This window comes from Rhodoferax sp. ZS1R25 (assembly GCF_056521335.1).
Genome location: NZ_JBWMAZ010000001.1, coordinates 1491254 through 1515267, shown reverse-complemented (window position 1 = coordinate 1515267; position 24014 = coordinate 1491254). Strand labels below are relative to the sequence as shown.

The following is a 24014-nucleotide window of genomic DNA, read 5'->3' as shown; positions in this document are numbered from 1 at the left end:
CGATACGCCCGCTTGCGGTTAGTATCGGCCCCGCATCCCGCCCAACCCCTGTTGATGGAGTCTCTGTCCATGGCCCAAGAACCAGCTGGCAACGCGTCTGCCGCGGCATCCCCTTACGGCACGCTGCCCCCGGCCTCGCCCATGGCGACCCGCAAGCCCATCAGCCTGCCGCGCATCCAGGAAATGCATACGCGCGGCGAAAAGATCACCATGCTCACTGCGTACGACGCCACCTTTGCCGCCGTGGCCGATGCCGCCGGCGTGGAGTGCATTCTGGTGGGCGACTCACTCGGCATGGTCTGCCAGGGCCTGCACAGCACGGTGGGCGTGAGCCTGCAGGACATGGCCTACCACACCGAAAGCGTGGCCCGTGGCCTGCGCCGCTCGCAAGGCACGGCCTGGCTAATTGGCGACCTGCCCTTTGGCAGCTACCAGGAATCGAAAGAACAGGCCATCCGCAGCGCCAGCGTGCTCATGCAGGCCGGCGCCCACATGGTCAAGCTCGAAGGCGGTGGCTGGACCACCGAGGTGGTGCACTTTCTGGTGGAGCGCGGCATCCCCGTGTGCGCCCACCTGGGCCTGACCCCACAAACCGTGCACGCCTTGGGCGGTTACCGCGTGCAGGGCCGGGGCGATGTGGCCTCAGAACAGATGAAGAAACATGCCCTGGCGCTGCAAGACGCTGGCGCCACCATGGTGGTGCTGGAAATGGTGCCCGCGCCCCTGTCGGCCGAGTTGACGAAGGAACTGCCCCACTGCGCCACCATCGGCATCGGTGCGGGCAAGGGCACGGCCGGCCAGGTGCTGGTGCTGCACGACATGCTGGGCGTGAACCTGGGCAAGAACCCCAAGTTCGTGCGCAATTTCATGGCCGAGTCCACCAGCATCCGTGGCGCCATGGAAGCCTATGTGGCCGCCGTCAAAAACGGCAACTTCCCCAACGACGCCCTCCACGCCTGGTGACATGGTTCCCCCCCGAAGCGCCTGCGGCGCCTCCCCCTCAAGGGGGCGACACCAGCCGTCTGGCAAAGCCAGTCCGGCGGTGTCCCTGAGCAACTCCTCCTCATAACCTATGCAACTCCTCCACACCATTGCCGACCTGCGCGCGGCCCTGAGCCAGTACCGCCACCCTGCCGTGGTGCCCACCATGGGCAATTTGCATGCGGGCCACCTGGCCCTGGTGCGCCAGGCCAAGCCACTGGGCGACGTGACCGTCAGCACCATCTTTGTGAACCGCCTGCAGTTCGCCCCGCACGAAGACTTTGACACCTACCCGCGCACGCTGGAGGCAGACTGCGCCCAGCTGGAAGCCGCGGGCTGCGACATCGTGTTCGCGCCCAAAGAAGCCGAGCTGTACCCGCAGCCACAAACCTTCAAGATGCACCCGCCCACCGAGCTGGCCGACATTCTGGAAGGCCACTTTCGTCCCGGCTTTTTCATCGGCGTGTGCACCGTGGTGATGAAGCTGCTGGCCTGTACCCAGGCCCGCACTGCGTTGTTTGGCAAGAAGGACTACCAGCAGCTCATGGTCATCCGCAACATGGTCAAGCAGTTCGCGCTGCCCATTGACGTGGTGGGCGGCGAAACCCAGCGCAACGACGCCGGCCTGGCCCTGTCCAGCCGCAACGGCTACCTGAGCCCGGCGCAGCGCGAAGAAGCGCTGCTGCTGTCTGCGACGCTGAAGAAAATCGTCACGGCCCTGCGCGCTGGTGAGAAGGATGTGGCCCGTTTGGAGTCGGAAGGTATGCACACCCTGCACAGCGCGGGCTGGCTGCCCGACTACGTAGCCGTGCGCCGCCAGGCCGATTTGCAAGCGCCGCAAGCGGGCGATGCGCTGGTGGTGCTGGCCGCGGCACGGCTGGGATCCACGCGCCTGATTGACAACCTGGAGGTCTAAAGCCTCCGGGCCGGTTTTACAAAAACCGGTCCAGCACCCGCTTGCTATGGGCGTCCAGCGCAAACTGGTCACGCACCAGGTACTGAATGCCATGCGCATCGGCGATCAAGAGCGCATGCTCCTTGCCAATGCGGCGAATGTCTTCATCACCGCGCAGCACAAATTCGGTGTCACCGCGGTCGGTCTTCACGGCCCAAGTGCAGGGTGTGGAGTAGCTGGTGACCGACACAATGCGCTCGATCACCGGCATGAACTCCCGCGTGGCCAGCTCGGCGCGGATCAGACCCTGCGCAGGTTCGGGCACTTCGTTCAGCAAATCGACCCAGGCCACTTCCTTCCCATCGATGCTGACCAGCGAAATACCGTCATCCGGCGACTGGATGGGGAAAGCGCGCACCGGCACCACGCCTTCAAAGCGTTCACCGGCTTCATTGGTCAGCACCAGCTTGCCAAAGGACGTGCGTTCCAACGTGAAGCGGCTGGCCGTCACGGTTTGCAGGGCGCTCATGCGGACTCCTCGAGCAGGTTGTTGTTGCGTGCCTGGGCTTGGTACAGGTTGAAGTAAGCGCCTTCGGCCGCCATGAGCGCGTCGTGCGTGCCCTCTTCCACCACCTTGCCGCGGTCCAATACCACCAGGCGGTCGGCCCGGTGCAGCGTGGACAGGCGGTGGGCAATGGCAATGGTGGTGCGGCCTTGCACCAGGTTTTCCAGCGCCTTCTGGATTTCCTTCTCCGTCTCGGAGTCCACCGACGAGGTGGCCTCGTCCAGAATCAAAATGCGCGGGTCGATCAGCAGCGCACGCGCAATCGAGATGCGTTGGCGCTCACCGCCCGACAGGCCCTGGCCACGCTCGCCGACCATGGAGTCATAGCCTTGCGGCAGTCGGAGGATGAATTCGTGCGCGTGGGCGGCGCGGGCCGCAGCGATGATCTGGGCCCGCGTGGCATCCGGCTTGCCGTAGGCGATGTTGTCGGCAATGGTGCCGAAGAACAGGAAGGGCTCCTGCAACACCAGGCCAATGTTCTGGCGGTAGTCTGAAATCGCAAACGACCGGATGTCTACGCCGTCCACCAGGATCGCGCCTTCGGATACATCGTAGAAGCGGCAGATCAGGTTCACCAGCGTGCTCTTGCCCGAGCCGCTGTGGCCCACCAGGCCAATCATCTCGCCAGGCGCAATCTTCAGGTTGATGCCGCGGTTCACCTCGCGGTTGCCATAGCGGAAGCCCACATCGCGCACTTCGATGCTGCCCTGCACCGTGCCCATGGGCACGGGGTTTACCGGTTCGGGCACGCTGGATACGTGGTCCAGGATGTCAAAAATGCGCTTGGCGGCCGAGGCCGATTTTTGGGTGACCGACACAATGCGGCTCATGGAATCCAGCCGGCCGTAGAAGCGGCTGATGTAGGCGATGAAGGCGGTCAGCACGCCCACCGTGATCTGCCCCTTGGACACCTGCCAAATGCCAAACGCCCAGACCACCAGCAGGCCCAGCTCGGTTAGAAACGACACGCTGGGCGAGAACAGCGACCAGATCTTGTTGATGCGGTCGTTCACCGCGAGGTTGTGCTTGTTGGCTTCGCGGAAACGGCTGGCCTCGCGCTTTTCCTGCGCAAAGGCCTTGACCACACGGATACCCGGAATAGTGTCAGCCAGCACATTAGTGACCTCTCCCCAAACGCGGTCGATTTTCTCGAACCCGGTGCGCAAGCGGTCGCGCACAAAGTGGATCATCCAGGCGATAAAGGGCAGTGGCACCAAGGTCACCAGCGCCAGCCAGGGGTTGATGGAGAACAGGATCAGCGCCGTCATGGTCAGCATGATCACGTCGGTGGCAAAGTCCAGCAGGTGCAGCGACAGGAACACGCAGATGCGGTCGCTCTCGCTGCCGATGCGCGACATCAAATCCCCCGTGCGCTTGCCGCCAAAATACTCCAGCGACAGGCGCAGCAGGTGCTCGTACGTGCTGGTACGCAGATCGGCCCCGATGCGCTCGGACACCAGCGCCAGGATGTAGGTCTTGGCCCAGCTCAGCACCCAAGCAGCCAGGGCCGAGCCCAGCAGCCCGCCCATGTACATCGTCACCAGCATGGGATCAATGGTCTGGCCGTTCTGGAACGGGATCAGCACGTTGTCCATCAGCGGCATGGTCAGGTAGGGCGGCACCAGGTTGGCCGCCGTGCCCAGCAGGGTCAGCACAAAGCCCAGCAGCAACTGGCCGCGGTAGGGCTTGGCAAAGCGCCAGAGGCGAAACAGCGTCCAGGTGCTGGGCGGGGTGTGGACCACTTTGGTACACACCGGGCACTCTTCCTGGTCCGCTTCCAGCGGGGCCTTGCAGCTGGGACATACATTGGTGAGCGCCAGGGCCAGCGGGCGACCCGACACCGTGCTTTCCAGTTGCGCCTGGAACTGGTCTACCAGGCGGATGGCCTGCAGGTTCTGGCCCAGCGTGAAGCGCCAAGTGCCCAGCAAGCCCTGCGCGTCCAGCAGGTCCAGGTGGCCCACGCCGGCATGGTCGTGGTGGAGCAGGCTTTGGCCGGGCAGCAAGTCCCAGGCCTGCCAGACACCCTGGGGGCCGGTACGGCTCAGCAGGCGCTGGCTGGTCACCACCACAAGGCCTTTGACAAAGCGCAGTTGCTGGTCAAGGTCAACCTCCAGCGAGGCCAACACGTTCTCTTGGGATCGGAGCTGCAACTGCACCTCGTCGCGCCACAGCGGGGAAATCTCGCCAAACGGCAGGGGAGCAGCCAGTGCTTCAGTGGTCATTAACAACAACGGATAGGTTTTTATTCAAATATGCGGGGAATTTCAGGCTTCAAGGCCTCCCGACGTCAGCCTGACGATATTACGCCCTGCCACCAGTGTGCCCACCCTGCCAACGCCGGGTGAGCGAGAATACACAACGCACACAGCGTAACAATGGTGGACCGCCCCCTCCACAGCAAGCCATGACAGCCAAGAAAAACATTGAAATTCTGCGGGTAACCTACCTGCGCGGTCCCAATATCTGGACCTACCGGCCCGTCATCGAAGCCTGGGTCGACATTGGTGAACTGGAGGATTTCCCCTCCAACACCCTGCCAGGCTTCTACGAACGCATCACTGCCTGGCTGCCGGGCCTGATAGAACACCACTGCAGCCCCGGCGTGCGTGGGGGCTTTCTGGAGCGGCTGCGTGAGGGCACCTGGGCCGCCCACATTCTGGAACACGTGTCCCTGGAGATTCAAAACCTGGCAGGCATGCAAACCGGTTTTGGCAAGGCGCGGCAAACCTCGCAGCGCGGCATCTACAAGGTGGCATTTCGCACCCGCCAAGAGCAAGTCGGCCGCCAAGCCCTGGTCGTGGCACGTGACCTGGTCATGGCCGCCATCAACGACAGTGCCTATGACCTGGAAGCCCAGTTGACCGTCCTGCGCGACCAGGTGGACTCCCTGTGCCTGGGCCCCAGCACCTCCAACATCGTCGATGCCGCCACCGACCGGCGCATCCCCTCCATCCGCCTGACCGAAGGTAACCTGGTGCAACTGGGCTATGGCCATGCGCAGCGCCGCATCTGGACCGCCGAGACCGACCAGACCTCGGCCATTGCCGAAGAAATCGCCAGCGACAAAGACCTGACCAAAAGCCTGCTGAAGTCCTGCGGCGTGCCGGTACCCGAAGGCGCGTTGGTCAACTCTCCCGAAGCCGCCTGGGAGGCTGCGCAAGACATTGGCATGCCCGTGGCCGTCAAACCCTACGACGGCAACCATGGCCGCGGTGTGTCGTTGGAACTGATGGACGAGGCCAGCGTGGTGGCAGCCTTCCACGTGGCCAAGCAGCAAAGCGGTGGCAGCGTCATCGTCGAAAAGTTCATCCCCGGCAACGAACACCGCCTGCTGGTGGTGGGCAAGCACGTGGTGGCCGCCGCCCGTGGCGAATCGGCCTGGGTGGTGGGCGACGGCGTGTCCAGCGTGACCACGCTGGTCGACCAGCAGCTCAACACTGACCCACGCCGCGGCACCGGCGAAGATGCCCCGCTGAACCTGATTGACCTGAGCGACAACCCCGAGGTGGCCCTGGAACTGGAGCGCGTGGGCCTGACGGCCCAATCTGTGCCCGCCAAAGACCAGCGCGTGCTGATCCAGCGCAACGGCAATGTGGCCTGCGACGTGACCGACCAGATGCACCCCAGTGTGGCGGCCATCGCTGCCCTGGCCGCCCGCGTGGTGGGCCTGGACATTGCGGGCATCGACATGGTCATGGAAGACATCTCCAAACCTATCCGCAGCCAACAAGGCGCGGTGATTGAAGTCAACGCAAGCCCCGGCCTCTTGGCCCACATCAAACCCGCCGAAGGCCACAGCCGTCCCGTGGGCAAAGCCATCGTGGCGCACCTGTTCGCCCCTGAGGCCGACGGGCGCATCCCCGTGGTCGGCATCACCGGCACCCAAAACACTGGCCGCCTGGCGCGCCTGGTGGCCTGGCTGGTCCACATCAGCGGCAAGCATGTGGGCCTGGCCTGCAGCGAAGGCCTGTACCTCGATGGCCGCCAGGTGCTGGCGACCGATTGCGCGCACTGGGAACCCAGCCAACGCCTGCTCATCAACCGCTCGGTACAAGCCGCTGTGTTTGAAAACAGCAGCGCGATGATCCTGGGCGAAGGCATGGCTTACGACAAATGCGCTGTGGGCGTGGTGACCGATGCCAAGTGGACACCCGCCCTCAAGGAGTTTGACATTCTGGACGCCGAGCAAACGTTCAAGGTGGTCCGCACCCAGGTGGACGTGGTGCTGCCCAGCGGCACCGCCGTACTGAATGCCAGTGATCCGCAGGTGGTGGAGATGGCCGAACTGTGCGACGGCAAGGTCATTTTTTACGCGGTGGATGCGGCGCAACCCGCACTGGCTGCCCACCAGGCGGCTGGCGAACGCGTGGTATTTCTGCGCAACGGCGAAATCGTGCTGGCCCAGGGCGCTGAGGAAATTGCCCTGCTGCCGCTTTCCTCGCTCAAACCCGTGAAAGCTGCGCAACCCGAGCTGGTAATGGCCGCCACGGCCGCTGCCTGGGCACTGAACATCCCCGTGGAGTTGATCGGTGCGGGTTTGCGCACCTTTGACTCCAGCCCCAAGAAAACCCCCTACTGAGTGACACCATGGAAGTAACACGCATCCGCGCGCTGCGCGGCCCCAATCTGTGGAGCCACCACACGGCCATCCAGTCGGTGGTGGAGTGCCGGCCCGAGGAATGTTCGATCAGCAACCTGGCCGGATTTGAAGTTCGCCTGCGCGCGCGCTTCCCCGAGATCAGCCCCTTCCAGTCCACCGGCCACGACGACCACATCCCCATGGCCCGCGTGCTGGAACTGGCGGCCTTGGGCCTGCAGGCCCAGGCCGGCTGCCCGGTTACCTTCAGCTGCACCACACCCACACTGGAAGCCTGCATTTACCAGGTGGTGGTGGAGTACAGCGAAGAAGAAGTCGGCAAGCTGGCCATGGAACTGGCCCAAAAACTGTGCCAGGCGGCGCTGGAAGACACGCCCTTTGACCTGCGCGCCGCGCTGGACCAGTTGCGTGAACTGGACGAAGACGTGCGCCTGGGGCCCAGCACCGGCTCCATCGTGGACGCCGCCGTGGCCCGCGGCATTCCCTACAGCCGCATGACCGAAGGCAGCATGGTGCGCCTGGGCTGGGGCAGCAAGCAGCGCCGCATCCAGGCCGCTGAAATGGATGCCACCAGCGCCATTGCCGAAGCCATTGCGCAAGACAAGGAACTGACCAAAAAACTGCTGGCCGCCGCGGGCGTGCCCGTGCCCGGCGGCCGTGCGGTCACCGATGCGGACGATGCCTGGAAGGCCGCGCAAGAGATTGGCCTGCCCGTGGTGGTGAAACCCAACGACGGCAACCAGGGCAAGGGCGTCACGGTGAACATCACTTCCGAAGCCCAGCTGCGCAAGGCTTACACCACCGCGCGCGAATTCCGCGACGACATCCTGGTCGAGCGCTTCATGCCCGGCAACGATTTCCGCCTGCTGGTGGTGGGCGACAAGCTGGTGGCAGCCGCCCGCCGCGACCCGCCCAAAGTATTGGGCGACGGCGTGCACACCATTGCGCAGCTGGTGGAACAGGTCAACCTGGACCCCAAACGCGGTTCCGGCCACGCCACCTCGCTCACCAAAATTCGCTTTGACGAAATTGCCCATGCCTGCCTGGCGACCCAGGACCTGACGGCCGACTCCGTGCCCGCCAAAGGCCAGCGCGTGAACCTGCGTAACAACGCCAACCTGTCCACCGGTGGTTCGGCCACCGACGTGACCGACGATGTGCACCCCGAAGTGGCCGCACGCGCCATTGCCGCGGCGCACATGGTGGGCCTGGACATTTGCGGTGTGGACGTGGTCAGCGACAGCATCCTGCAACCGCTGGAAGACCAGGGCGGTGGTATTGTGGAAGTGAACGCGGCCCCCGGCCTGCGCATGCACCTCTCGCCCTCGTTTGGCAAGGGCCGCGCGGTGGGCGAGGCCATCATTTCCAGCATGTTCAAGAAGGGCCAGGACGGCCGCATTCCCATCGTGGCCGTCACCGGTACCAACGGCAAGACCACCACGGTGCGCCTGATCTCGCACCTGCTGACGCAAAGCGGCCTGCGTGTGGGCATGACCAACACCGACGGCGTGTATGTCAACGGCGACACCATCGACACCGGCGACTGCAGCGGCCCCAAGAGCGCGCGCAGCGTGCTGCTGCACCCCGATGTGGATGCCGCGGTGCTGGAAACCGCACGTGGCGGCGTGCTGCGCGAAGGCCTGGCCTTTGACCGCTGCGATGTGGCCGTGGTCACCAACGTGGGCAGTGGCGACCACCTGGGTCTGAACTACATCACGACCGTGAACGAGCTGGCCGTGCTCAAGCGCGTCATCGTGCAAAACGTGGCACCCACGGGCACCGCGGTGCTCAACGCGGCCGACCCCATCGTGGCGGCCATGGCGGTCAAATGCAAGGGTTCGGTTACCTTCTTCACGGCCGACAAGAACCACCCGGTCATGGCCACGCACCGCGCCCAAGGGCATGCAGTGGTGTTTGTGGAAGGCGGCCATGTGATCGCCGCCAAGGGTGACTTGCTGCAGTCCATCCCGCTGGCCGATGTGCCCATCACCCTGGGCGGCGCCATCGGCTTCCAGGTGGACAACGTAATGGCCAGCGTGGCCGCAGCCTGGGCGCTGGGGCAGGACTGGGCGACCATTCGCCAGGGTCTGGCCAACTTCTCCAACGACAGCCACAACGCTGCGGGCCGCTTCAACCTGTTCAACTACCGCGGCGCCACCGTGATTGCCGACTACGGCCACAACCCCGATGCCATGCTGGCGCTGGTGCAGGCCGTGCAGGCCATGCCGGCCACACGCCGTGCCGTGGTCATCAGCGGCGCCGGTGACCGGCGCGACCAGGACATCCGCCAGCAAACCGAAATCCTGGGCGAGGCCTTCGACGAGGTGGTGATGTTCGAAGACCAATGCCAGCGCGGCCGCAAGGATGGCGAAGTGATCGCCCTGCTCCGCGAAGGCCTGGCGAACGCCAAGCGCACGGTCAAGCGTTCCGAAGTGTTTGGGGAGTTTTTGGCGATCGACACCGCCATGGACCAACTGAAACCCGGCGAGCTGTGCCTGGTGCTGGTGGACCAGGTGGAAGAAGCCATGGCCCACATTGCAGCCAAGGTGCAGGCCAGCAAGGCCTGAACCACAACAGCGGGCTAGGCGCCTTCGGTAGCCGGCCCGCGGCCCATCAAGGCTGCCACCGCCTGGGCGGGTTGCAACTTGCCGTCAAGCAAATCCACCACGCTGTGGGTGATGGGCATGGGCACCCCCAAGTGCTGCGCGCGCTGCAGCACCGTGCGGGCGCTGTACACACCCTCGGCCACATGGCCCAATTCGTTGACCGCATCGGACAGGCTCTGGCCTTGGGCCAGGGCCAAACCGACCTTGCGGTTACGCGAAAGGTCACCCGTGGCGGTCAGCACCAGATCCCCCAGACCGCTGAGGCCCATGAAGGTATCGGCCTTGGCGCCCAGCGCCAGACCCAGACGGGAAATTTCGGCCAAGCCGCGCGTGATCAGCGCCGCGCGTGCATTCAGGCCCAGCTGCAGGCCGTCACACAGGCCCGTGGCAATGGCCAGCACGTTTTTCACCGCACCGCCCACTTCTACACCCACCACGTCATCATTGGCATACACACGCAAAGAGGGGCTGTGGAAGGCTGCGACCAGCGCATCGCGCACCTCAGCATGCGCGCTGGCAGCCACCAGGGCTGTGGGGTGGCCGGATGCAACCTCCTGCGCAAAGCTGGGACCGCTGAGCACACCGGCCTGAATTTGGGGCGCCACCTGCGCTTGCACCTCGTGGCCCATCAGGCCAAATTGGCCGCGGACGGAGGCCTCGAAGCCCTTGCACAACCAAGCCACTGGCACGGTCGCCCCGGCCAGCTGGCTCAGCATGTCACGCAACCCCGCCATGGGCGTGGCGACCACCACCATGTCGAAGGCGGACAAACCCGCCACCACATCCGCCAGCGGTTGGCCGCTGAGCATCAGGCTGGCGGGCAAGGGGTGGCCGGGCAGGTAGCGCTGGTTCTCGCGCGCCCGGGCCATGCCCTGCACGAGGGCGGCGTCACGCGCCCACAGGGTCACCGCGTGGCCGGCCTGCGGATTGGCGGCGGCGCTAACGGCCAGCGCCGTGCCCCAGGCACCGGCTCCAAGTACTATGATTTTCATAGCTGCTCGCGCAATATCGACGGGGGCTAGAGGCCCAAAAGACCTCAAACCCTGGCGTTACTGGGGCAGGCTGCCTGCGGGCGCGCCGGCGGAATCCGCCTGCTGCTGCTCGTACATGGCCTGGAAGTTGATTTCCGACAGGTGCACGGGCGGAAAACCGCCGCGCTGGATCAGATCGGCCACGTTACCACGCAGGTAGGGGTAGACGATTTGTGGGCAGGCGATACCCATGATCTGGCTGAGCTGCTCGGGCGCCAGGTTGCGAATTTCGAAAATGCCGGCCTGCTTGGCTTCGACCAGAAACACGGTCTTGTCCTTGACCTTGGTTTGCACGGTGGCGGTCACGCACACCTCGTACACGCCTTCGGCCACGGGTGCGGCTTCCACGCCGAGCTGGATGTCCACAGCGGGCTGCTCTTGCTCGAGCAAGATGGCAGGGGAATTGGGTTGCTCCAGCGAAGCCTCTTTGAGGTACACGCGCTGGATTTGGAAAACGGGATCTTGGTCTGCCATGGCAATAGTCTCTCTAGATAAACACAAAGCCCGTTGGCGGTGTGCCAAACGGGCTTACGAAGCAAATTCGCAACGGGGGGAATTATGTCAGGCTGCGGCAGCCAGCAAGGGCAGCAACTCGCCACGGCCGTCCAGCGCCATCAGATCGTCACAGCCACCCACATGGGTTTGCCCAATGAAAATTTGCGGCACGGTACGACGCCCGGTCACTTCCATCATCTTCATGCGCTCCTCGGGATGCGCATCCACCCGAATTTCTTCGATGGCCTCGACCCCTTTGGATTTGAGAATCCGCTTGGCCTGCACGCAGTAGGGGCAGACGGCGGTGGTGTACATCTTGACGGCTTGCATGGTTCTTACCTTGGTTGCAGGGACCTGATTAGGCCTTTTCAACCGGAAGATTAGCGGCTTTCCAGGCTTTCAGCCCACCGGCCAGCGATTGGGCCTGCTCGTAACCCAGTTTCTTGGCCGTCGCCACGGCACGGCCCGAACGCGCACCGGTCTGGCACACCAGCACCAGCGGCAAGCCCTTGTTCTTCACCGCCTGGGCCAGCTTGGCTTCCAGATCACCCAGAGGGATGTTCTTGGAGCCCACGATGTGGCCTTGTGCAAACTCTGGTGCCTCGGACACGTCCACCACCACCGCTTTTTCGCGGTTGATCAACTGAATGGCGGCTGTGGGGGCAATCCCCGCCAGGGTGGCGCCTTGCAGCACGGGCCACAGCAGCAGGCCACCGGAGATCGCGGCAATCGAAATCAGATGCCAGTTGTTGAGAATAAATTCCACTTTGTTCCTTGTTGGTTACTTCACGCTAACCCGCCATTTTAGAATGCGAAGCTGTACGCCGCCGGGCGCACCGCCCGGTCCCCCCACTGATTTGTGACCCATACCATGTACAAACTTGTTCTCGTACGCCACGGCGAATCCACCTGGAACCTTGAAAACCGCTTCACCGGCTGGACCGATGTGGACCTGACGCCCCTGGGCGTGGAGCAGGCGAAGACAGCCGGCAAGCTGCTCAAGGCCGACGGCTACGAGTTCGACGTGGCCTACACCAGCGTGCTCAAGCGCGCGACCCGCACCCTCTGGCACACGCTGGACGAGATGGACCGCACCTGGCTGCCCGTGGTGCACAGCTGGCGCCTGAACGAGCGCCACTACGGCGCCCTGCAGGGCCTGAACAAGGCCGAAACCGCCAAGCAGTACGGTGACGACCAGGTGCTGGTGTGGCGCCGCAGCTACGACACCCCGCCCCCCGCCCTGGAAGCCACCGACGCACGCAGCGAACGCTCCGACCTGCGCTACGCCAAGCTGCAGCCGGACCAGGTACCGCTGACAGAATGCCTGAAAGACACCGTGGCCCGCGTGCTGCCCTTCTGGAATGAATCCATGGCGCCCGCCATCAAGGCCGGCAAGCGCATCGTGGTGGCCGCACACGGCAACTCCATCCGCGCGTTGATCAAGTACCTGGACAACATTTCCGATGACGACATCGTGGGCGTGAACATCCCCAACGGCATCCCGCTGGTGTACGAACTGGACGCCGACCTGAAGCCCATCCGCCACTACTACCTGGGTGACGCCGAAGCCGCCGCCAAGGCCGCAGCGGCCGTGGCCTCCCAAGGCAAGGCCTGAACCTGACGCGCCAGCCCCACTGAAATAGTGGGGCTGCAGGGGAACTGGAACGAAAGAGTGACCTCCAAGGTGTATATTGGTGCGGCACAGGAATACATATGGGTCACAAACTGAAAATTACGGGCTGGATTGCGTTAGGCGCATTGGCTGGAGCACTGACCACCGTGTCACTGCAAACCGTTGCACGCAACACCTTGGCCCCGTTGCCGCTGGAAGAGCTGCAGCAACTCGCCGCCGTCTTTGGCATGGTCAAGAGCGACTATGTGGAGCCCGTGGATGAGAAAAAGTTGATCACCGATGCCATCGCAGGCATGGTCGCCAGTCTCGACCCGCATTCCCAGTATTTCGACAAGAAGTCTTTCAAGGAATTCCGCGAAGGCACTTCCGGCAAGTTCGTCGGTGTGGGCATTGAAATCACGCAAGAAGACGGCTTGGTCAAGGTGGTCTCGCCCATCGAAGGCTCTCCCGCCTTCCGCGCCGGCCTCAAAACCAACGACCTGATCACCAAGATCGATGACACCGTGGTCAAAGGCTTGTCGCTGAACGATGCCGTCAAACGCATGCGCGGCGAGCCCAACACCAAAGTGCTGCTGACCATCTACCGCAAGGATGAAAACCGCACCTTCCCGGTGACGATCACGCGCGAAGAAATCAAACAACAGTCGGTGCGCGGCAAGCTCATCGAGCCCGGCTACGCCTGGATTCGCGTAAGCCAGTTCCAGGAACGCAGCTTTGAAGATTTCGCCAAGAAAGTGGACGAAATTTACAAGCAGGACCCCAAGATCAAGGGCTTGGTACTGGACCTGCGCAATGACCCAGGTGGCCTGCTCTCTTCGGCCGTGGCACTGTCAGCAGTCTTCCTGCCCGAGAACGTGACCGTGGTATCCACCAACGGCCAAACCCCGGACAGCAAGCAAACCCTGCGTGCCAATGCCAGCGACATCCGCGGTCTGCCAGGCTCTGACGCCTTGAAGAACCTGCCCGCCGCCCTGAAAAAAGTGCCACTGATTGTGCTGGTGAACGAAGGCTCTGCCTCGGCCAGCGAGATCGTGGCCGGCGCTTTGCAAGACCACAAGCGCGCCACCATCATGGGCAGCCAGACCTTCGGCAAGGGCTCGGTGCAAACCTTCCGCCCCCTGGGGCCAGACACCGGTCTGAAGATCACCACCTCGCGTTACTACACCCCTAGCGGACGCTCCATTCAGGCCAAGGGCATCGTGCCCGATGTGATGGTGGACGAAACCGAAGAAGGCAGTCCCTACGCCGCTCTGCGCATGCGCGAAGCCGACCTGGAAAAGCACCTGACCAGCGGCCAGGGCGAAGAAAAGAAGGACCCAGCGCGCGAAAAGGCCCGTGAGGACGCCATCAAGCGGCTGGAAGAAGAATCTCGCAAGCCCGTGGCTGAACGCCGCCCACCCGAGTTTGGGTCTGACAAGGACTTCCAGTTGATGCAGGCCATCAACCAGTTCAAAGGCAAACCCGTGATGGTCAGCAAAACCCTTGTGGAACGCAAGGAAGAGCCCAAGGACAACTGAACCCAGCATGCAGGACCAGGAACTGCTGCGGTACTCGCGCCACATCCTGCTCGATGAGATTGGTATCGAGGGGCAAGAGAAACTCAATGCCGGACATGCCCTGGTCATCGGTGCCGGGGGCTTGGGCTCTCCGGCGGCGATGTACTTGGCCTGTGCGGGCGTCGGTCACATCACCTTGGTGGACCCCGACACCGTCGACCTGACGAACCTCCAGCGGCAGATTGCCCACACGACTGCACGCGTGGGCCAACCCAAAGTAGACTCCGCCGCGGCAAGCCTGCGCGCACTCAACCCCGAGGTCCAGATCACACCGGTGCAGACGTCGGCCGACGCTGCGTCGCTGCAGGCGCTGGTGGCCCAGGCCGATGTGGTGCTGGACTGCTGTGACAACTTCCGAACCCGCCAGGCCGTCAATGCCGCCTGTGTGCAGCTGCGCAAACCGCTGGTGTCGGGCGCTGCCATCCGCTTCGATGGGCAGGTCAGCGTGTACGACCCGCGCAACACTGCCAGCCCCTGCTATGCCTGCGCCTTTCCTCCCGATGAGCACCCCGAGGAAACCCAGTGCTCCACCATGGGGGTGTTCGCACCGCTGGTAGGCGTCATCGGCGCAATGCAAGCCGCAGAGGCACTCAAGCTTTTGATGGGCCTGGGACCCAGTTTGGCGGGGCGCTTGCTGATGCTGAACGGCCGGGCCATGGAGTGGACCGAAGTGCGCCTGCCGCGCCAGCCCCAGTGCAGCGTCTGCGGCCACTGAAGCACCGAGAAAATGCCCTCGGAAAGCCGCCTTTCTCCACGGCCAGCGCCGGGTAAAACTTGCCATCGGCGTTACCGTTCCTGTTAGACTTTCGCAACACATTCCTCCCTTGTGGCCAACAAAGCTCCGCCCCCCTCCGTCGAACTGCAGCAGCTGCAGCTGGACGATGCACGCGCCTTGCTGGACCATGACCACAGCATCAACCTGCCAGCACCCGAGGCCTCGGCCACCGCCTACCTGCAGGGCATCATTGATGGCTTGTGCGAGCTATCGCTCAAAGACCCACTGACGGGACTGGCCAACCGGCGGCATTTCCGCTCAGTGGTGGACCGCGCTATCGATGTGGTAGCCCGCTCCGGCGAGCCCGCCCTGCTGCTGATGCTGGACATTGACCACTTCAAGAACGTCAACGACACCTACGGCCACCAGGCCGGTGACCAGGTGCTGCAGGCCATTGCCAAATGCCTGGTGGGCTGTGTGCGCCCCATGGACACCGTGGCCCGCCTGGGTGGAGAAGAGTTTTCCGTCATGCTACCGAGTTGCCATACCTCGTTTGGCAGCGTTGTGGCAGAACGCATCCGCCACAATATCGAAGCCATGCAGATCGCGATTGCACCGGGTGTCAGCATCCAGGTGACCATCAGCATAGGCGGCGCCTTTGCGCCTGAGTGGGTACGCTCCACCGCAGCACTGTGGACCGAGCGCGCCGACCAGCAGCTCTACCGCGCCAAATCCGAAGGACGCAACCGGGTGCTACTGGACCAGCAACAAGAAGTTTACGTAAGTGCCGAAGAGAAGAATCTTCTCTTCGGCCATTTGTCTCTGGGCGATCCTGCCTGGATCGAAAGTGCGGCCACCGAGGCTTCCGGTGGTAACGCCAATGGCACCATGCAGAGGGTTTATTAATGTCTGACGTGCTGAATCCCCCCGAGTCCGCCGAAGGCAGCACCAGCGTGCCGCTCAAGCCCTTGGGCAAGGTCGTGGCTGTCACCAGTGGCAAAGGCGGCGTAGGCAAGACCTTTGTGTCCGCCAACCTGGCTGCCGCTTTGGCCAAACGCGGGCACCGCGTGCTGGTGCTCGATGCCGACCTGGGGCTGGCCAATCTGGATGTGGTCCTGAACCTGTACCCCAAGATCACCTTGCACGATGTGTTCACCGGCAAGGCCAAGCTTGAAGATGCCATCATCCGCGCGCCGGGCGGCTTCTCGGTGCTGCTGGCCGGTTCGGGCATGGTCGAGTATTCGCGCCTGACACCCGAGGTGCGTGACGACTTCCTGCGCATCATGGCCGGGCTGGTGCCGCACTACGACGTGGTGTTGCTGGACACTGGCGCAGGTATTTCTGACGTGGTGCTGTTTGCCGTGTCACTGGCGTCAGAAGTGCTGGTGGTGGCCACGCCGGAACCCACCTCGCTAACAGACGCCTACGCCACCATCAAGGTGCTGGCCGGGCAACAAAAACGCAAAATCATCCGCATGGTGATCAACCAGACGGCCCGCTTGGGCGATGGACGGGCTATCACCACGCAGCTGCAGCAGGTGCTGGATCGGTTTGTGACATCGGAGGATGGCAAGCAGCTGCGTCTGGTGCACATGGGCGATATCCCGGCTGACAATTCTGTGCGCCAGGCCATCATGCGCCGCCAGTTGCTGCTGCAAAGCATGCCAGGCTGCCCTGCAGCCATGGCCATTTCTCAGCTCGCACTCAAGATCGAAGAGACCGTCGCCCCCAAAGCGGCCTAATCCCCGCGAGGCCGTGACCGATCAGGTCACACCAGCGCGTCCAGCTCTTGCCACACCGCGGAGTTTTCCCATGTCAGCGCCCACGGCTGCACCTGTGTTGCCGGCATGGGTTTGGCGATGCCATAGCCTTGGGCCAGGTAGCAGCCCAGGCGCATCAAAGCTGCCCCGTGCGCCATGGTTTCTACGCCTTCGGCAATGACCTCTCGGTTGAAAGCGTTGGCCAAGCGCACCACCCCTTCAACGATGCCCAGGTCATCGGCATCGTTGAGCATGTCGCGCACAAAACTCTGGTCAATTTTCAACGTATCCACAGGCAGCTTGCGCAGATAGGTCAATGACGAATAGCCAGTACCAAAGTCGTCCAGCGCAAACCGCACCCCCAAGGCCTTGCAGCGCTGGAGTATGGCCACGGCCTGGTCCATGTCGGCAATCGCGGCGGTCTCCAGCACTTCGAGTTCAAAACGCCCGGCATCCATCCCTGGGTGGCGCTGCAACTCCACGCTCAGGTAGTCAAAAAAACCAGGTTGCAACAGGTGGGCGGCGTGGATGTTCACGCTGACCGAAGTATGCAGGCCGTGCTGCTTCCACCACGCCAGCTGGTTCATGGCGGTGCGGATCACCCATTCACCGAACATCGCCTCCAGACCGCTACCCTGGATATAGGGCAGAAAGTCCCCCGGCGGTAGCAAGCCCTTTTTCGGGTGCTGCCAGCGAATCAGGGCTTCCACTCCCACCAGAGTGCCATCGCGCAGATCAACCTTGGGCTGGTAGTACAGCAGGAACTCGCCGTTTTCTAGCGCCCTATGCAGCAACACCATGTAATTGCGATGGGCCTGGGCCTTGTGGTCGCTCTCCGGGTCAAACAGCTGGTAGCGGTTCTTGCCCGCATCTTTGGCCAGGTACATGGCCTGGTCCGCATGGCGCAGCAGCGTGTCTGCATCCACATGGTCCTGCGGATAAATGCTTACCCCGATGCTGGCGGACACCCGCAGCATCAGCTCGTCAATCGACACCTGGCTGTTGATCGCCTGGAGGATGCGGTCCAGTATCTGCGCGCACTCCTCAGGCCCCGTGATCTCCGACAGCAGCAGGACAAACTCATCGCCCCCCATGCGCGCCAGCGTATCGTCGACACGCAACACCCCCTTGAGGTTCTCTGTCACCCCGATCAACAACTGATCCCCCACGGCATGGCCATGCAGGTCATTGATTTCCTTGAACCCGTCGAGGTCCAGAAAACACACTGCCAGGGAACTGCCATTGCGGGCGGTGCGCACAATTGCCTGACCCAGGCGATCCATGAGCAAGCGCCGGTTGGGAGAACCCGTCAAGGGGTCGTAATGGGCGATCCGGTCCAGCTCGGCTTCATGGTCCTTGATCTGGCTGATGTCGGAGAAAACCCCCACGTAGTGCTGTGTGACGCCACGCGGATCGCGCACCACCGAGATCGACAGCAACTCCGCAAACACCTCGCCACTCTTGCGCCGGCTCCAGGCTTCACCACGCCAAAACCCGTGTTGGCGCGCACTGTCCCACATGGCTTGGTAGAACTCGGCCTCATGTCGGTCCGACGACAGAATATCGGGCGACTTGCCCATCATTTCCTGCGCCGAGTATCCGGTGATGCGGGTGAAGGCTGGGTTGATTTTGGTGATCAGCCCTTCGGGACTGACCACCATGATGCCCTCGTAGCTGCTCTCGAATACGGTGTTGGCCTGGCGCTGCGCGAGCTCGGCATTCTTGCGCTCATGGATGTCGGTGTGGGTGCCGGACATGGTCAGCGGGCTGCCTTGGCTGTCCCACTCCACCACCCGCCCCCGCGACAGGAGCCAACGCCACTCACCCGCCTTGGTTCGGCAGCGCACCTCCACTTCGTGGAGGGGGGCTTCGCCACTCACATGCCGGCGGATCGATTCACGTGCTCCCTCCAGATCATCGGGGTGCAGCATGCTGGCCCACTCGGCCACGTTGACCTCACCCGGTGCATAGCCCAGCATGGTCTCCCAGCGCGCACTCACCTTGAAGGTATTGGTCACCAGGTTCCAGTCCCAGTAGCCCTGGTCAGACCCTTCGATCACCCGGGTCAGTTGCTGCTCGCGTTCCCGCAGCTGGGTCTGCGCCTTCTTGCTTTCGGTGAGGTCCCGGCCGAAGGCCATGTAGCGTCCATCCTGCAAGTGCACGGTGGTCATTTCCACATCGAGGGTACTGCCATCCTTGCACAGCAACTGCCATTCACCGCGCACACAGCGTTCCTGCGCTAACTGTGCCAACAGCTGCGGCAGCTGTTCCAAGGTGTGCGGCTGCACCAGGTTCGCCAACGGCACCTGACGCAATTCCTCGGCACTGTGGCCGGTGAGTTTGCACGCGGAAGCATTGGCAAACAGGTAATCGCCGCGGGCGTTCACGATCCAGATGGCATCACCCGCTTCTTGCAGCACCAGGCGCAGGTCTTCGTCCCGCTGGCGGTGCTCGGTCACATCGGAGAGGGTTCCCACCATGCGTAGCGCCACGCCGGACCCATCCCGTGCCACCACGCGGCCTTTCACCTTTACCCAGCGCATATCACCCGCCCGTGTGATCAGGCGGTAGCCAAAATCAATGCCCTCGGACAGGCCCTGGCGATGCCGCTGAATGTTCTCGAGGGCATGGGCTAAATCATCGGGATGCACCGTGCGCTTGAAGAACTCAAAATCATGGGTGTCGTCTTCCGGGGCATAGCCCGCCACGGCGTAGTACTGGGGTGAACGATGCACATAGCCCGTGCGCAAATCCCAGTCCCACAGGCCGTTACTGGTGGCGTCCACGGCCATGTGAAAGCGCTCCTCGTTCGTCTGCAGTGCGAGTAAGGTGTGTTTGCGCTCCGTGATGTCCTGCACCGTGCCGTACATGCGGATTACCTGCCCCGCACTGTCACGCTCCGCCTGACCGCGCGCGGTGATCCAGCGTTGCCCACCGTCAGGGCGCGTTACTTCGGCATCGCATTCGTACGATTTCCCGGTTGCCAGGGCCTGCTCCACCGCTGCGGCCAAGTGGCTCCAGCTCTCAGGCGTGAAATACTGCTGCACCTCGGGGTAGACCGCCGGTGGCAGCGCTGGGTCACGCCCGTAGATCTGGTAAATCTCGGTCGACCAATGGTGCACGTCGGTGACCAAATCCCACTCCCAGCTGCCAACCGCCGCAAGGTGTTGAGCCGCTTTCAGGGCGCCTTCACTGGTGCGCAAGGCCGCCTCGGTGTCCTTGAGGGCGGTGATATCGCGCGAGACACCAAACAGGCCCCGCACCTGACCGGACTGGTCCAAGATAGGCCCCTTGGTGACCAAGAACACCCGGGGCTGGCCGTCGCCCGTGGTGATGCGCTCTTCATGCGTCTGGACCCGCCCTCCGCGCAAAATCGACTGGTCTTTGTCCACCAGTTTTTGTGCAACCTCGTCCGGGAAGATGTCGTGGTCATTCAGTCCCACCACGGTGTCTGCCGCTTTGCCCATGTAGGCCGTAGCGGCCGGGTTGGCCAGCAGATAGCGCCCCTGCACGTCTTTCACAAAGATGGCGTCTGAGGTTCCAGAGACCACCGCATCCAGCAGGCGGCGGTTGGCCTCCAGTTTGAGCAGGGAACGCCGCCACAGCCCGCTGAGAAAACTCACCACCATGCCATTGCCGGCGAGGAACATCCATTGCAGAAAATCGTGCCGCCCCGCGATGTCAAAGGTGTAGACCGGGTGGATAGCCAGGAAGTACATGCCAATGGAGGCCAGGGCCGTGGACAGCAACCCTGGCCCCATGCCGCCCATCACCGCACTGAGCACGATCGGCAGCATGAACATGATCATCATGGGCCGGTCGCCAAAATCGATCGCCAAACTCATGCGCACCAACAGCACCGAGAGGGTGACTGCCACGGCAAGACCGTAGGCGAACCAGCGCCGTCGGTTGGCCGCGGACGTATCGGTGAGCACCGCATCCCACAGAAAGGTTACCGCGCGCGGATCGTTGTGCAACGCAGCACGCCAAGCCACCCACAACAGCAGCACGGTCACCGTGATGAACAGGGCAGCCTTGGCGCTGGAGACCCAATAAAAAGTCTCACTCCCCTGAAAAATCCAAGCCAGGGCCAGCAAGGCGTAGGCAATTGCGGCAAGCATCACCAGGCGGCCGGACTTTGAAATCATCACTGGCATGCAGACGGTTCCACGCAAGGGCCCATGGCAGAAGCTCCCCCCTAAGACAATGTCCTTTTACACCACTGCCCGCGGTTTTTCCACACCCTTGGCCTGCATAAACCACCTTTTACGGGAATTTACCCTCCCTAGGCGGTCAATATCCAGCCTTCCAAGGCGTCTAGATTCGCGGGCAGGCCATAGCAGGCGTGGCCAGCTTGCGATTGCCGCTCGCCCCAGGCTGCCTGCAGCAGACAGAGCACCGCGTCCAGTGCATCGCCCGAGGCATCCTCGACCAGCGCATCGTGCTGCGCGTGGCTGAGTTTGAGGCGCAGCTGCAGGCGCGTCTGGCCCATCTCCAGCGCGGTCACCAGGTCTTTACGGGCAATCAGGCGCTCCGGGGTTTGCTTGGCCACATTGTCGTTTTTGTAACTGCGCGTACCCAACACCTCGCGTGCGAGCAAGCCGGGGTAGGCCTCCAGTGCCACACGCAACGCGGCATGGGGTGCCACGGCGGGCTGCACGCCCGGTAGGTGCACCCCAGCATCCAGCAGCCGCGACACACCCGCATGCAGCATGTAGGCCACCGGCGGGTTGACCCATTTCATGGACGGGCTCGAGCCGGCAGGCCCGTCCGTGGCACGGTGGGCAAACTTGCCGCCCACTGGGCGGGCCGCGCAAAAGGCGGCGAAGATGTCTCGGATGTCGGCGCGCGGCAAGGACGCAAAGTGGCGAACGCAAGCCTCCCACTCTAGCGGCCAGCCCAAAGTGCTGACCAACTCACGCGGCAAGCCAAATGGCAAGTCAAAACCGCCTATCCAGCCGCGCGGAACGGCCAGCCAGGCGGAGAAGGCATCGAGCGAATCCAGGCGCTCCAGCGATTGCAGCACCACCCGGCCCCGGTCTTGTTCGCCCAGCGCCAACACGATCTGTTTGCGCCGCGAGGGGCTGCTGGAAAAATCACATCCCACCAGGAGCGCCATGGCGGCTACCCCAAGGCCAGGGCCATCACGCCCACACCAATACAGGCGGCACCAGCAATGCGGGCCAGCCGATCGCCCTCGCCCAGCAAATGCCCGCCCAGCAAGGCGGCAAACAGCATGGACACCTCGCGCGCAGGCGCCACATGGCTCATGGGCGCCACCTGCATGGCGTAGAGCACCAGCACATAGGAGATGGGGCTGATGATGCCCACGATGAGCGCATATTTCCATTGCTGCGCCCACAGGGCCGCCGCCGCCGGGCGGTCGCGCAGCACGGGTGGCAGCAAAAATGCGAGCCGCACAAAGTTGCCAAAGTAATCGATCAGGATGGGCGACAGCAGCAGCGCCTTGACTGCATAGCCATCGACCACGGTGTAGCTGGCGATGAACACACCGGTCATCAGACCATAGACCATGCCCTTGCGGATACGCACGTGCTTGAGGGGGTCATGCGCCTGGCGAAACAGCCCAGGGCCCCCGGCCACCAGAAACACGCCCCCCACCACAGCCACGATGCCCAAGCCTCCCAAAGCGGAAATGTGTTCGCCCAAAAAGAGAATGGCCACCAGCGACGAGAGCAGAGGCCCGGAGCCGCGCGCCAGCGGGTAGACCACAGTGAGGTCCGCCTTGCGGTAACCGCGCAACAGCACCACGTAATACACCACGTGCAGCACGCCGCTGATGGCGACAAAAGTCCATTCGGTAGCGCCCCAACCAGGCACCTGCTGCCAGCCCAGCCACAGGCCTACAGGGGCCCAAAACACCATCAATACCAGCGCGGTGAAGCAGGCAAAGCGTGCATCGCCCCCGGCCTTCTTGGCCGCGATGTTCCAGCTTGCGTGGATCAGGCCGGCGAAAATGACCAGGGCAAGGGCGCTAACCGGCATCCGAAAGGTCAGGCCCTGCCGATGATGGACGCGGTGGCCATCAGCTCTTCCAGCAAAGCAAGGGATACCTTGCCCGACACCGAGTACGGGTCCAGCTCAGGCTTTTCAGCGTACTTGAGCAGGATGTTGGTGTTGATCTTGGACATGTTCACCTGGCCCATGGTCCAGCCGCCAAAGCGGCGCTCGGTGATTTCTTCGTAGTGCAGCAGCACCACGTCTTTGTGGCGCACGTCTTTCTGGATGTGGCCATACAGCTCGCTCACCGCCATGCGGCCGCCTTCGATGGCCTGCAGAAAGATGCCGCCACCGTAGCAAAGAATGCCGGTGATGCCGCAGGTGGGGTTGTAGTGGCGCGACTGGGTCAGGATGGCCTCGATGGCCTCGGGACGCAAATCGATCGCACGGCTGGCGTAAAGCAAACGGACCAACATGGCATTACCCTTTCCGAGGAATCAGTGAGAGAAATTCGCGACGCAAGGTGGGGTCTTTGAGGAACACGCCGCGCATGACCGAGTTGATCATCTTGCTGTCCATGTCCTTCACACCCCGCCAGGCCATGCAGTAGTGGCTGGCCTCCATCACGATGGCCAGGCCATCGGGTTGTGTTTTTTCCTGGATCAGGTCGGCCAGCTGCACCACGGCCTCTTCCTGGATCTGCGGGCGGCCCATGATCCACTCGGCCAGGCGCGCGTACTTGGACAGGCCAATCACATTGGTGTGCTCATTGGGCATCACACCAATCCAGATCTTGCCGATCACCGGGCAGAAGTGGTGGCTGCACGCACTGCGCACGACGATGGGGCCGACGATCATCAACTCGTTGAGGTGGCCCACATTGGGGAACTCGGTGATGCTGGGCGCGGGCACGTAGCGGCCGCGAAACACCTCGTTGACATACATCTTGGCCACACGGCGGGCGGTGTTGTCGGTGTTGTGGTCGTGCTCAATGTCGATGACCAGGCTGTTCAATACGCCCTTCATCTTGTCTTCCACCTCGTCCAACAGCAGTTCTAGCTCGCCGGGTTGGATGAAAGGGGCAATGTTGTCGTTGGCATGGAAGCGCTTGCGCGACGCCTGGATGCGCTCGCGGATCTTGACGGAAACCGGGGTTCCTTCGTCGGCATCGGTGGGGTTCATGGTGCTCTGGGTGTTCATGGTTGGAATGATGTTACCA

At 63.1% G+C, this 24014-nt stretch carries 20 protein-coding genes; 9 read left to right on the top strand and 11 right to left on the bottom strand.

The features are described 5' to 3' along the window. The first annotated feature begins 69 nt into the window (after positions 1–69). Both panB and panC read left to right on the top strand, forming a co-directional pair. Positions 70–963 carry a 3-methyl-2-oxobutanoate hydroxymethyltransferase gene (panB, locus tag AC097R_RS07255; protein ID WP_479597146.1) on the top strand — a complete coding sequence of 298 codons (894 nt, stop codon included), beginning with the start codon at positions 70–72 and terminating at the stop codon, positions 961–963. A 109-nt stretch (positions 964–1072) separates the two neighbouring features. Continuing rightward, a complete protein-coding gene (gene panC, locus AC097R_RS07250; RefSeq protein WP_479597144.1) occupies positions 1073–1897 on the top strand; it encodes a pantoate--beta-alanine ligase in 825 nt (274 codons plus the stop codon). Positions 1898–1913: 16 nt separating this feature from the next. Here the strand turns inward: panC and AC097R_RS07245 are convergent, their stop codons facing one another. Next, a complete protein-coding gene (locus tag AC097R_RS07245; RefSeq protein ID WP_479597142.1) occupies positions 1914–2405 on the bottom strand; it encodes a cyanophycin metabolism-associated DUF1854 family protein in 492 nt (163 codons plus the stop codon). Continuing rightward, positions 2402–4663 (bottom strand): cyanophycin metabolism-associated ABC transporter, encoded by a 2262-nt coding sequence (locus AC097R_RS07240; RefSeq protein ID WP_479597140.1) that lies wholly within the window; start codon positions 4661–4663, stop codon positions 2402–2404. The genes AC097R_RS07245 and AC097R_RS07240 overlap by 4 nt, the downstream gene beginning before the upstream one ends. 182 nt (positions 4664–4845) lie before the next feature. Between AC097R_RS07240 and AC097R_RS07235 the strand changes: the two genes are divergently transcribed. Continuing rightward, a complete protein-coding gene (locus AC097R_RS07235; protein WP_479597138.1) occupies positions 4846–7020 on the top strand; it encodes a cyanophycin synthetase in 2175 nt (724 codons plus the stop codon). 8 nt (positions 7021–7028) lie between these two features. Beyond that, a complete protein-coding gene (gene cphA, locus AC097R_RS07230) occupies positions 7029–9605 on the top strand; it encodes a cyanophycin synthetase (RefSeq protein ID WP_479597136.1) in 2577 nt (858 codons plus the stop codon). A gap of 14 nt (positions 9606–9619) precedes the next feature. On the opposite strand, the gene AC097R_RS07225 is transcribed toward cphA, so the two are convergent. From AC097R_RS07225 to AC097R_RS07210, 4 genes are all read right to left on the bottom strand, one after another. Next, positions 9620–10636 carry an NAD(P)H-dependent glycerol-3-phosphate dehydrogenase gene (locus AC097R_RS07225; protein ID WP_479597133.1) on the bottom strand — a complete coding sequence of 339 codons (1017 nt, stop codon included), beginning with the start codon at positions 10634–10636 and terminating at the stop codon, positions 9620–9622. 57 nt (positions 10637–10693) lie between these two features. Then, positions 10694–11149: a protein-export chaperone SecB gene (gene secB / locus AC097R_RS07220; protein ID WP_479597130.1), complete on the bottom strand. Its 456-nt coding sequence runs from the start codon at positions 11147–11149 to the stop codon at positions 10694–10696. Between the two features lie 87 nt (positions 11150–11236). Then, positions 11237–11500 carry a glutaredoxin 3 gene (grxC, locus tag AC097R_RS07215; RefSeq protein ID WP_479597127.1) on the bottom strand — a complete coding sequence of 88 codons (264 nt, stop codon included), beginning with the start codon at positions 11498–11500 and terminating at the stop codon, positions 11237–11239. A 28-nt stretch (positions 11501–11528) separates the two neighbouring features. After that, entirely contained in the window at positions 11529–11936 is a 408-nt protein-coding gene (locus AC097R_RS07210; protein WP_479597124.1) for a rhodanese-like domain-containing protein, read from the bottom strand. Positions 11937–12041: 105 nt separating this feature from the next. On the opposite strand from AC097R_RS07210, the gene gpmA reads away from it, so the two are divergent. The 5 genes from gpmA (at position 12042) to AC097R_RS07185 (ending at position 16816) form a co-directional block, all read left to right on the top strand. Beyond that, on the top strand, positions 12042–12785 hold the full coding sequence (gene gpmA, locus AC097R_RS07205; protein WP_479597120.1) for a 2,3-diphosphoglycerate-dependent phosphoglycerate mutase: 744 nt from the start codon (positions 12042–12044) through the stop codon (positions 12783–12785). Positions 12786–12883: 98 nt separating this feature from the next. Continuing rightward, positions 12884–14320, top strand: coding sequence for a S41 family peptidase (locus AC097R_RS07200; protein WP_479597117.1), 1437 nt, complete (start codon positions 12884–12886; stop codon positions 14318–14320). 7 nt (positions 14321–14327) lie between these two features. Continuing rightward, positions 14328–15074, top strand: coding sequence for a HesA/MoeB/ThiF family protein (locus AC097R_RS07195; protein ID WP_479597114.1), 747 nt, complete (start codon positions 14328–14330; stop codon positions 15072–15074). A 111-nt stretch (positions 15075–15185) separates the two neighbouring features. Then, positions 15186–15980 carry a GGDEF domain-containing protein gene (locus AC097R_RS07190; RefSeq protein WP_479597112.1) on the top strand — a complete coding sequence of 265 codons (795 nt, stop codon included), beginning with the start codon at positions 15186–15188 and terminating at the stop codon, positions 15978–15980. Beyond that, positions 15980–16816 (top strand): MinD/ParA family protein, encoded by an 837-nt coding sequence (locus AC097R_RS07185; RefSeq protein WP_310339753.1) that lies wholly within the window; start codon positions 15980–15982, stop codon positions 16814–16816. Before AC097R_RS07190 ends, AC097R_RS07185 begins: the two co-directional genes overlap by 1 nt. Positions 16817–16842: 26 nt before the next feature. On the opposite strand, the gene AC097R_RS07180 is transcribed toward AC097R_RS07185, so the two are convergent. The 5 genes from AC097R_RS07180 to folE all read right to left on the bottom strand — a co-directional run bounded on the left by AC097R_RS07180 (position 16843) and on the right by folE (position 23995). Beyond that, complete coding sequence (locus AC097R_RS07180) at positions 16843–20982, bottom strand: PAS domain S-box protein (protein WP_479597109.1); 4140 nt, start codon at positions 20980–20982, stop codon at positions 16843–16845. A gap of 137 nt (positions 20983–21119) precedes the next feature. Then, positions 21120–21953, bottom strand: a complete 834-nt coding sequence (locus AC097R_RS07175) for a DUF429 domain-containing protein (protein WP_479597107.1) — start codon at positions 21951–21953, stop codon at positions 21120–21122. A gap of 5 nt (positions 21954–21958) precedes the next feature. Next, positions 21959–22840: an EamA family transporter gene (locus tag AC097R_RS07170; protein WP_479597105.1), complete on the bottom strand. Its 882-nt coding sequence runs from the start codon at positions 22838–22840 to the stop codon at positions 21959–21961. Between the two features lie 8 nt (positions 22841–22848). Further along, positions 22849–23271, bottom strand: coding sequence for a BLUF domain-containing protein (locus tag AC097R_RS07165; protein ID WP_479597103.1), 423 nt, complete (start codon positions 23269–23271; stop codon positions 22849–22851). Between the two features lie 4 nt (positions 23272–23275). Then, positions 23276–23995 (bottom strand): GTP cyclohydrolase I, encoded by a 720-nt coding sequence (folE, locus tag AC097R_RS07160; protein WP_479597100.1) that lies wholly within the window; start codon positions 23993–23995, stop codon positions 23276–23278. Between the last annotated feature and the right edge of the window lie 19 nt (positions 23996–24014).

Coding starts and splice junctions, on each gene's coding strand:
- panB (WP_479597146.1), top strand. CDS start 70: ATGGCCCAAGAACCAGCTGGCAACGCGTCTGCCGCGGCATCCCCTTAC.
- panC (WP_479597144.1), top strand. CDS start 1,073: ATGCAACTCCTCCACACCATTGCCGACCTGCGCGCGGCCCTGAGCCAG.
- AC097R_RS07245 (WP_479597142.1), bottom strand. CDS start 2,405: ATGAGCGCCCTGCAAACCGTGACGGCCAGCCGCTTCACGTTGGAACGC.
- AC097R_RS07240 (WP_479597140.1), bottom strand. CDS start 4,663: ATGACCACTGAAGCACTGGCTGCTCCCCTGCCGTTTGGCGAGATTTCC.
- AC097R_RS07235 (WP_479597138.1), top strand. CDS start 4,846: ATGACAGCCAAGAAAAACATTGAAATTCTGCGGGTAACCTACCTGCGC.
- cphA (WP_479597136.1), top strand. CDS start 7,029: ATGGAAGTAACACGCATCCGCGCGCTGCGCGGCCCCAATCTGTGGAGC.
- AC097R_RS07225 (WP_479597133.1), bottom strand. CDS start 10,636: ATGAAAATCATAGTACTTGGAGCCGGTGCCTGGGGCACGGCGCTGGCC.
- secB (WP_479597130.1), bottom strand. CDS start 11,149: ATGGCAGACCAAGATCCCGTTTTCCAAATCCAGCGCGTGTACCTCAAA.
- grxC (WP_479597127.1), bottom strand. CDS start 11,500: ATGCAAGCCGTCAAGATGTACACCACCGCCGTCTGCCCCTACTGCGTG.
- gpmA (WP_479597120.1), top strand. CDS start 12,042: ATGTACAAACTTGTTCTCGTACGCCACGGCGAATCCACCTGGAACCTT.
- AC097R_RS07200 (WP_479597117.1), top strand. CDS start 12,884: ATGGGTCACAAACTGAAAATTACGGGCTGGATTGCGTTAGGCGCATTG.
- AC097R_RS07195 (WP_479597114.1), top strand. CDS start 14,328: ATGCAGGACCAGGAACTGCTGCGGTACTCGCGCCACATCCTGCTCGAT.
- AC097R_RS07185 (WP_310339753.1), top strand. CDS start 15,980: ATGTCTGACGTGCTGAATCCCCCCGAGTCCGCCGAAGGCAGCACCAGC.
- AC097R_RS07180 (WP_479597109.1), bottom strand. CDS start 20,982: ATGATTTCAAAGTCCGGCCGCCTGGTGATGCTTGCCGCAATTGCCTAC.
- AC097R_RS07175 (WP_479597107.1), bottom strand. CDS start 21,953: ATGGCGCTCCTGGTGGGATGTGATTTTTCCAGCAGCCCCTCGCGGCGC.
- AC097R_RS07170 (WP_479597105.1), bottom strand. CDS start 22,840: ATGCCGGTTAGCGCCCTTGCCCTGGTCATTTTCGCCGGCCTGATCCAC.
- AC097R_RS07165 (WP_479597103.1), bottom strand. CDS start 23,271: ATGTTGGTCCGTTTGCTTTACGCCAGCCGTGCGATCGATTTGCGTCCC.
- folE (WP_479597100.1), bottom strand. CDS start 23,995: ATGAACACCCAGAGCACCATGAACCCCACCGATGCCGACGAAGGAACC.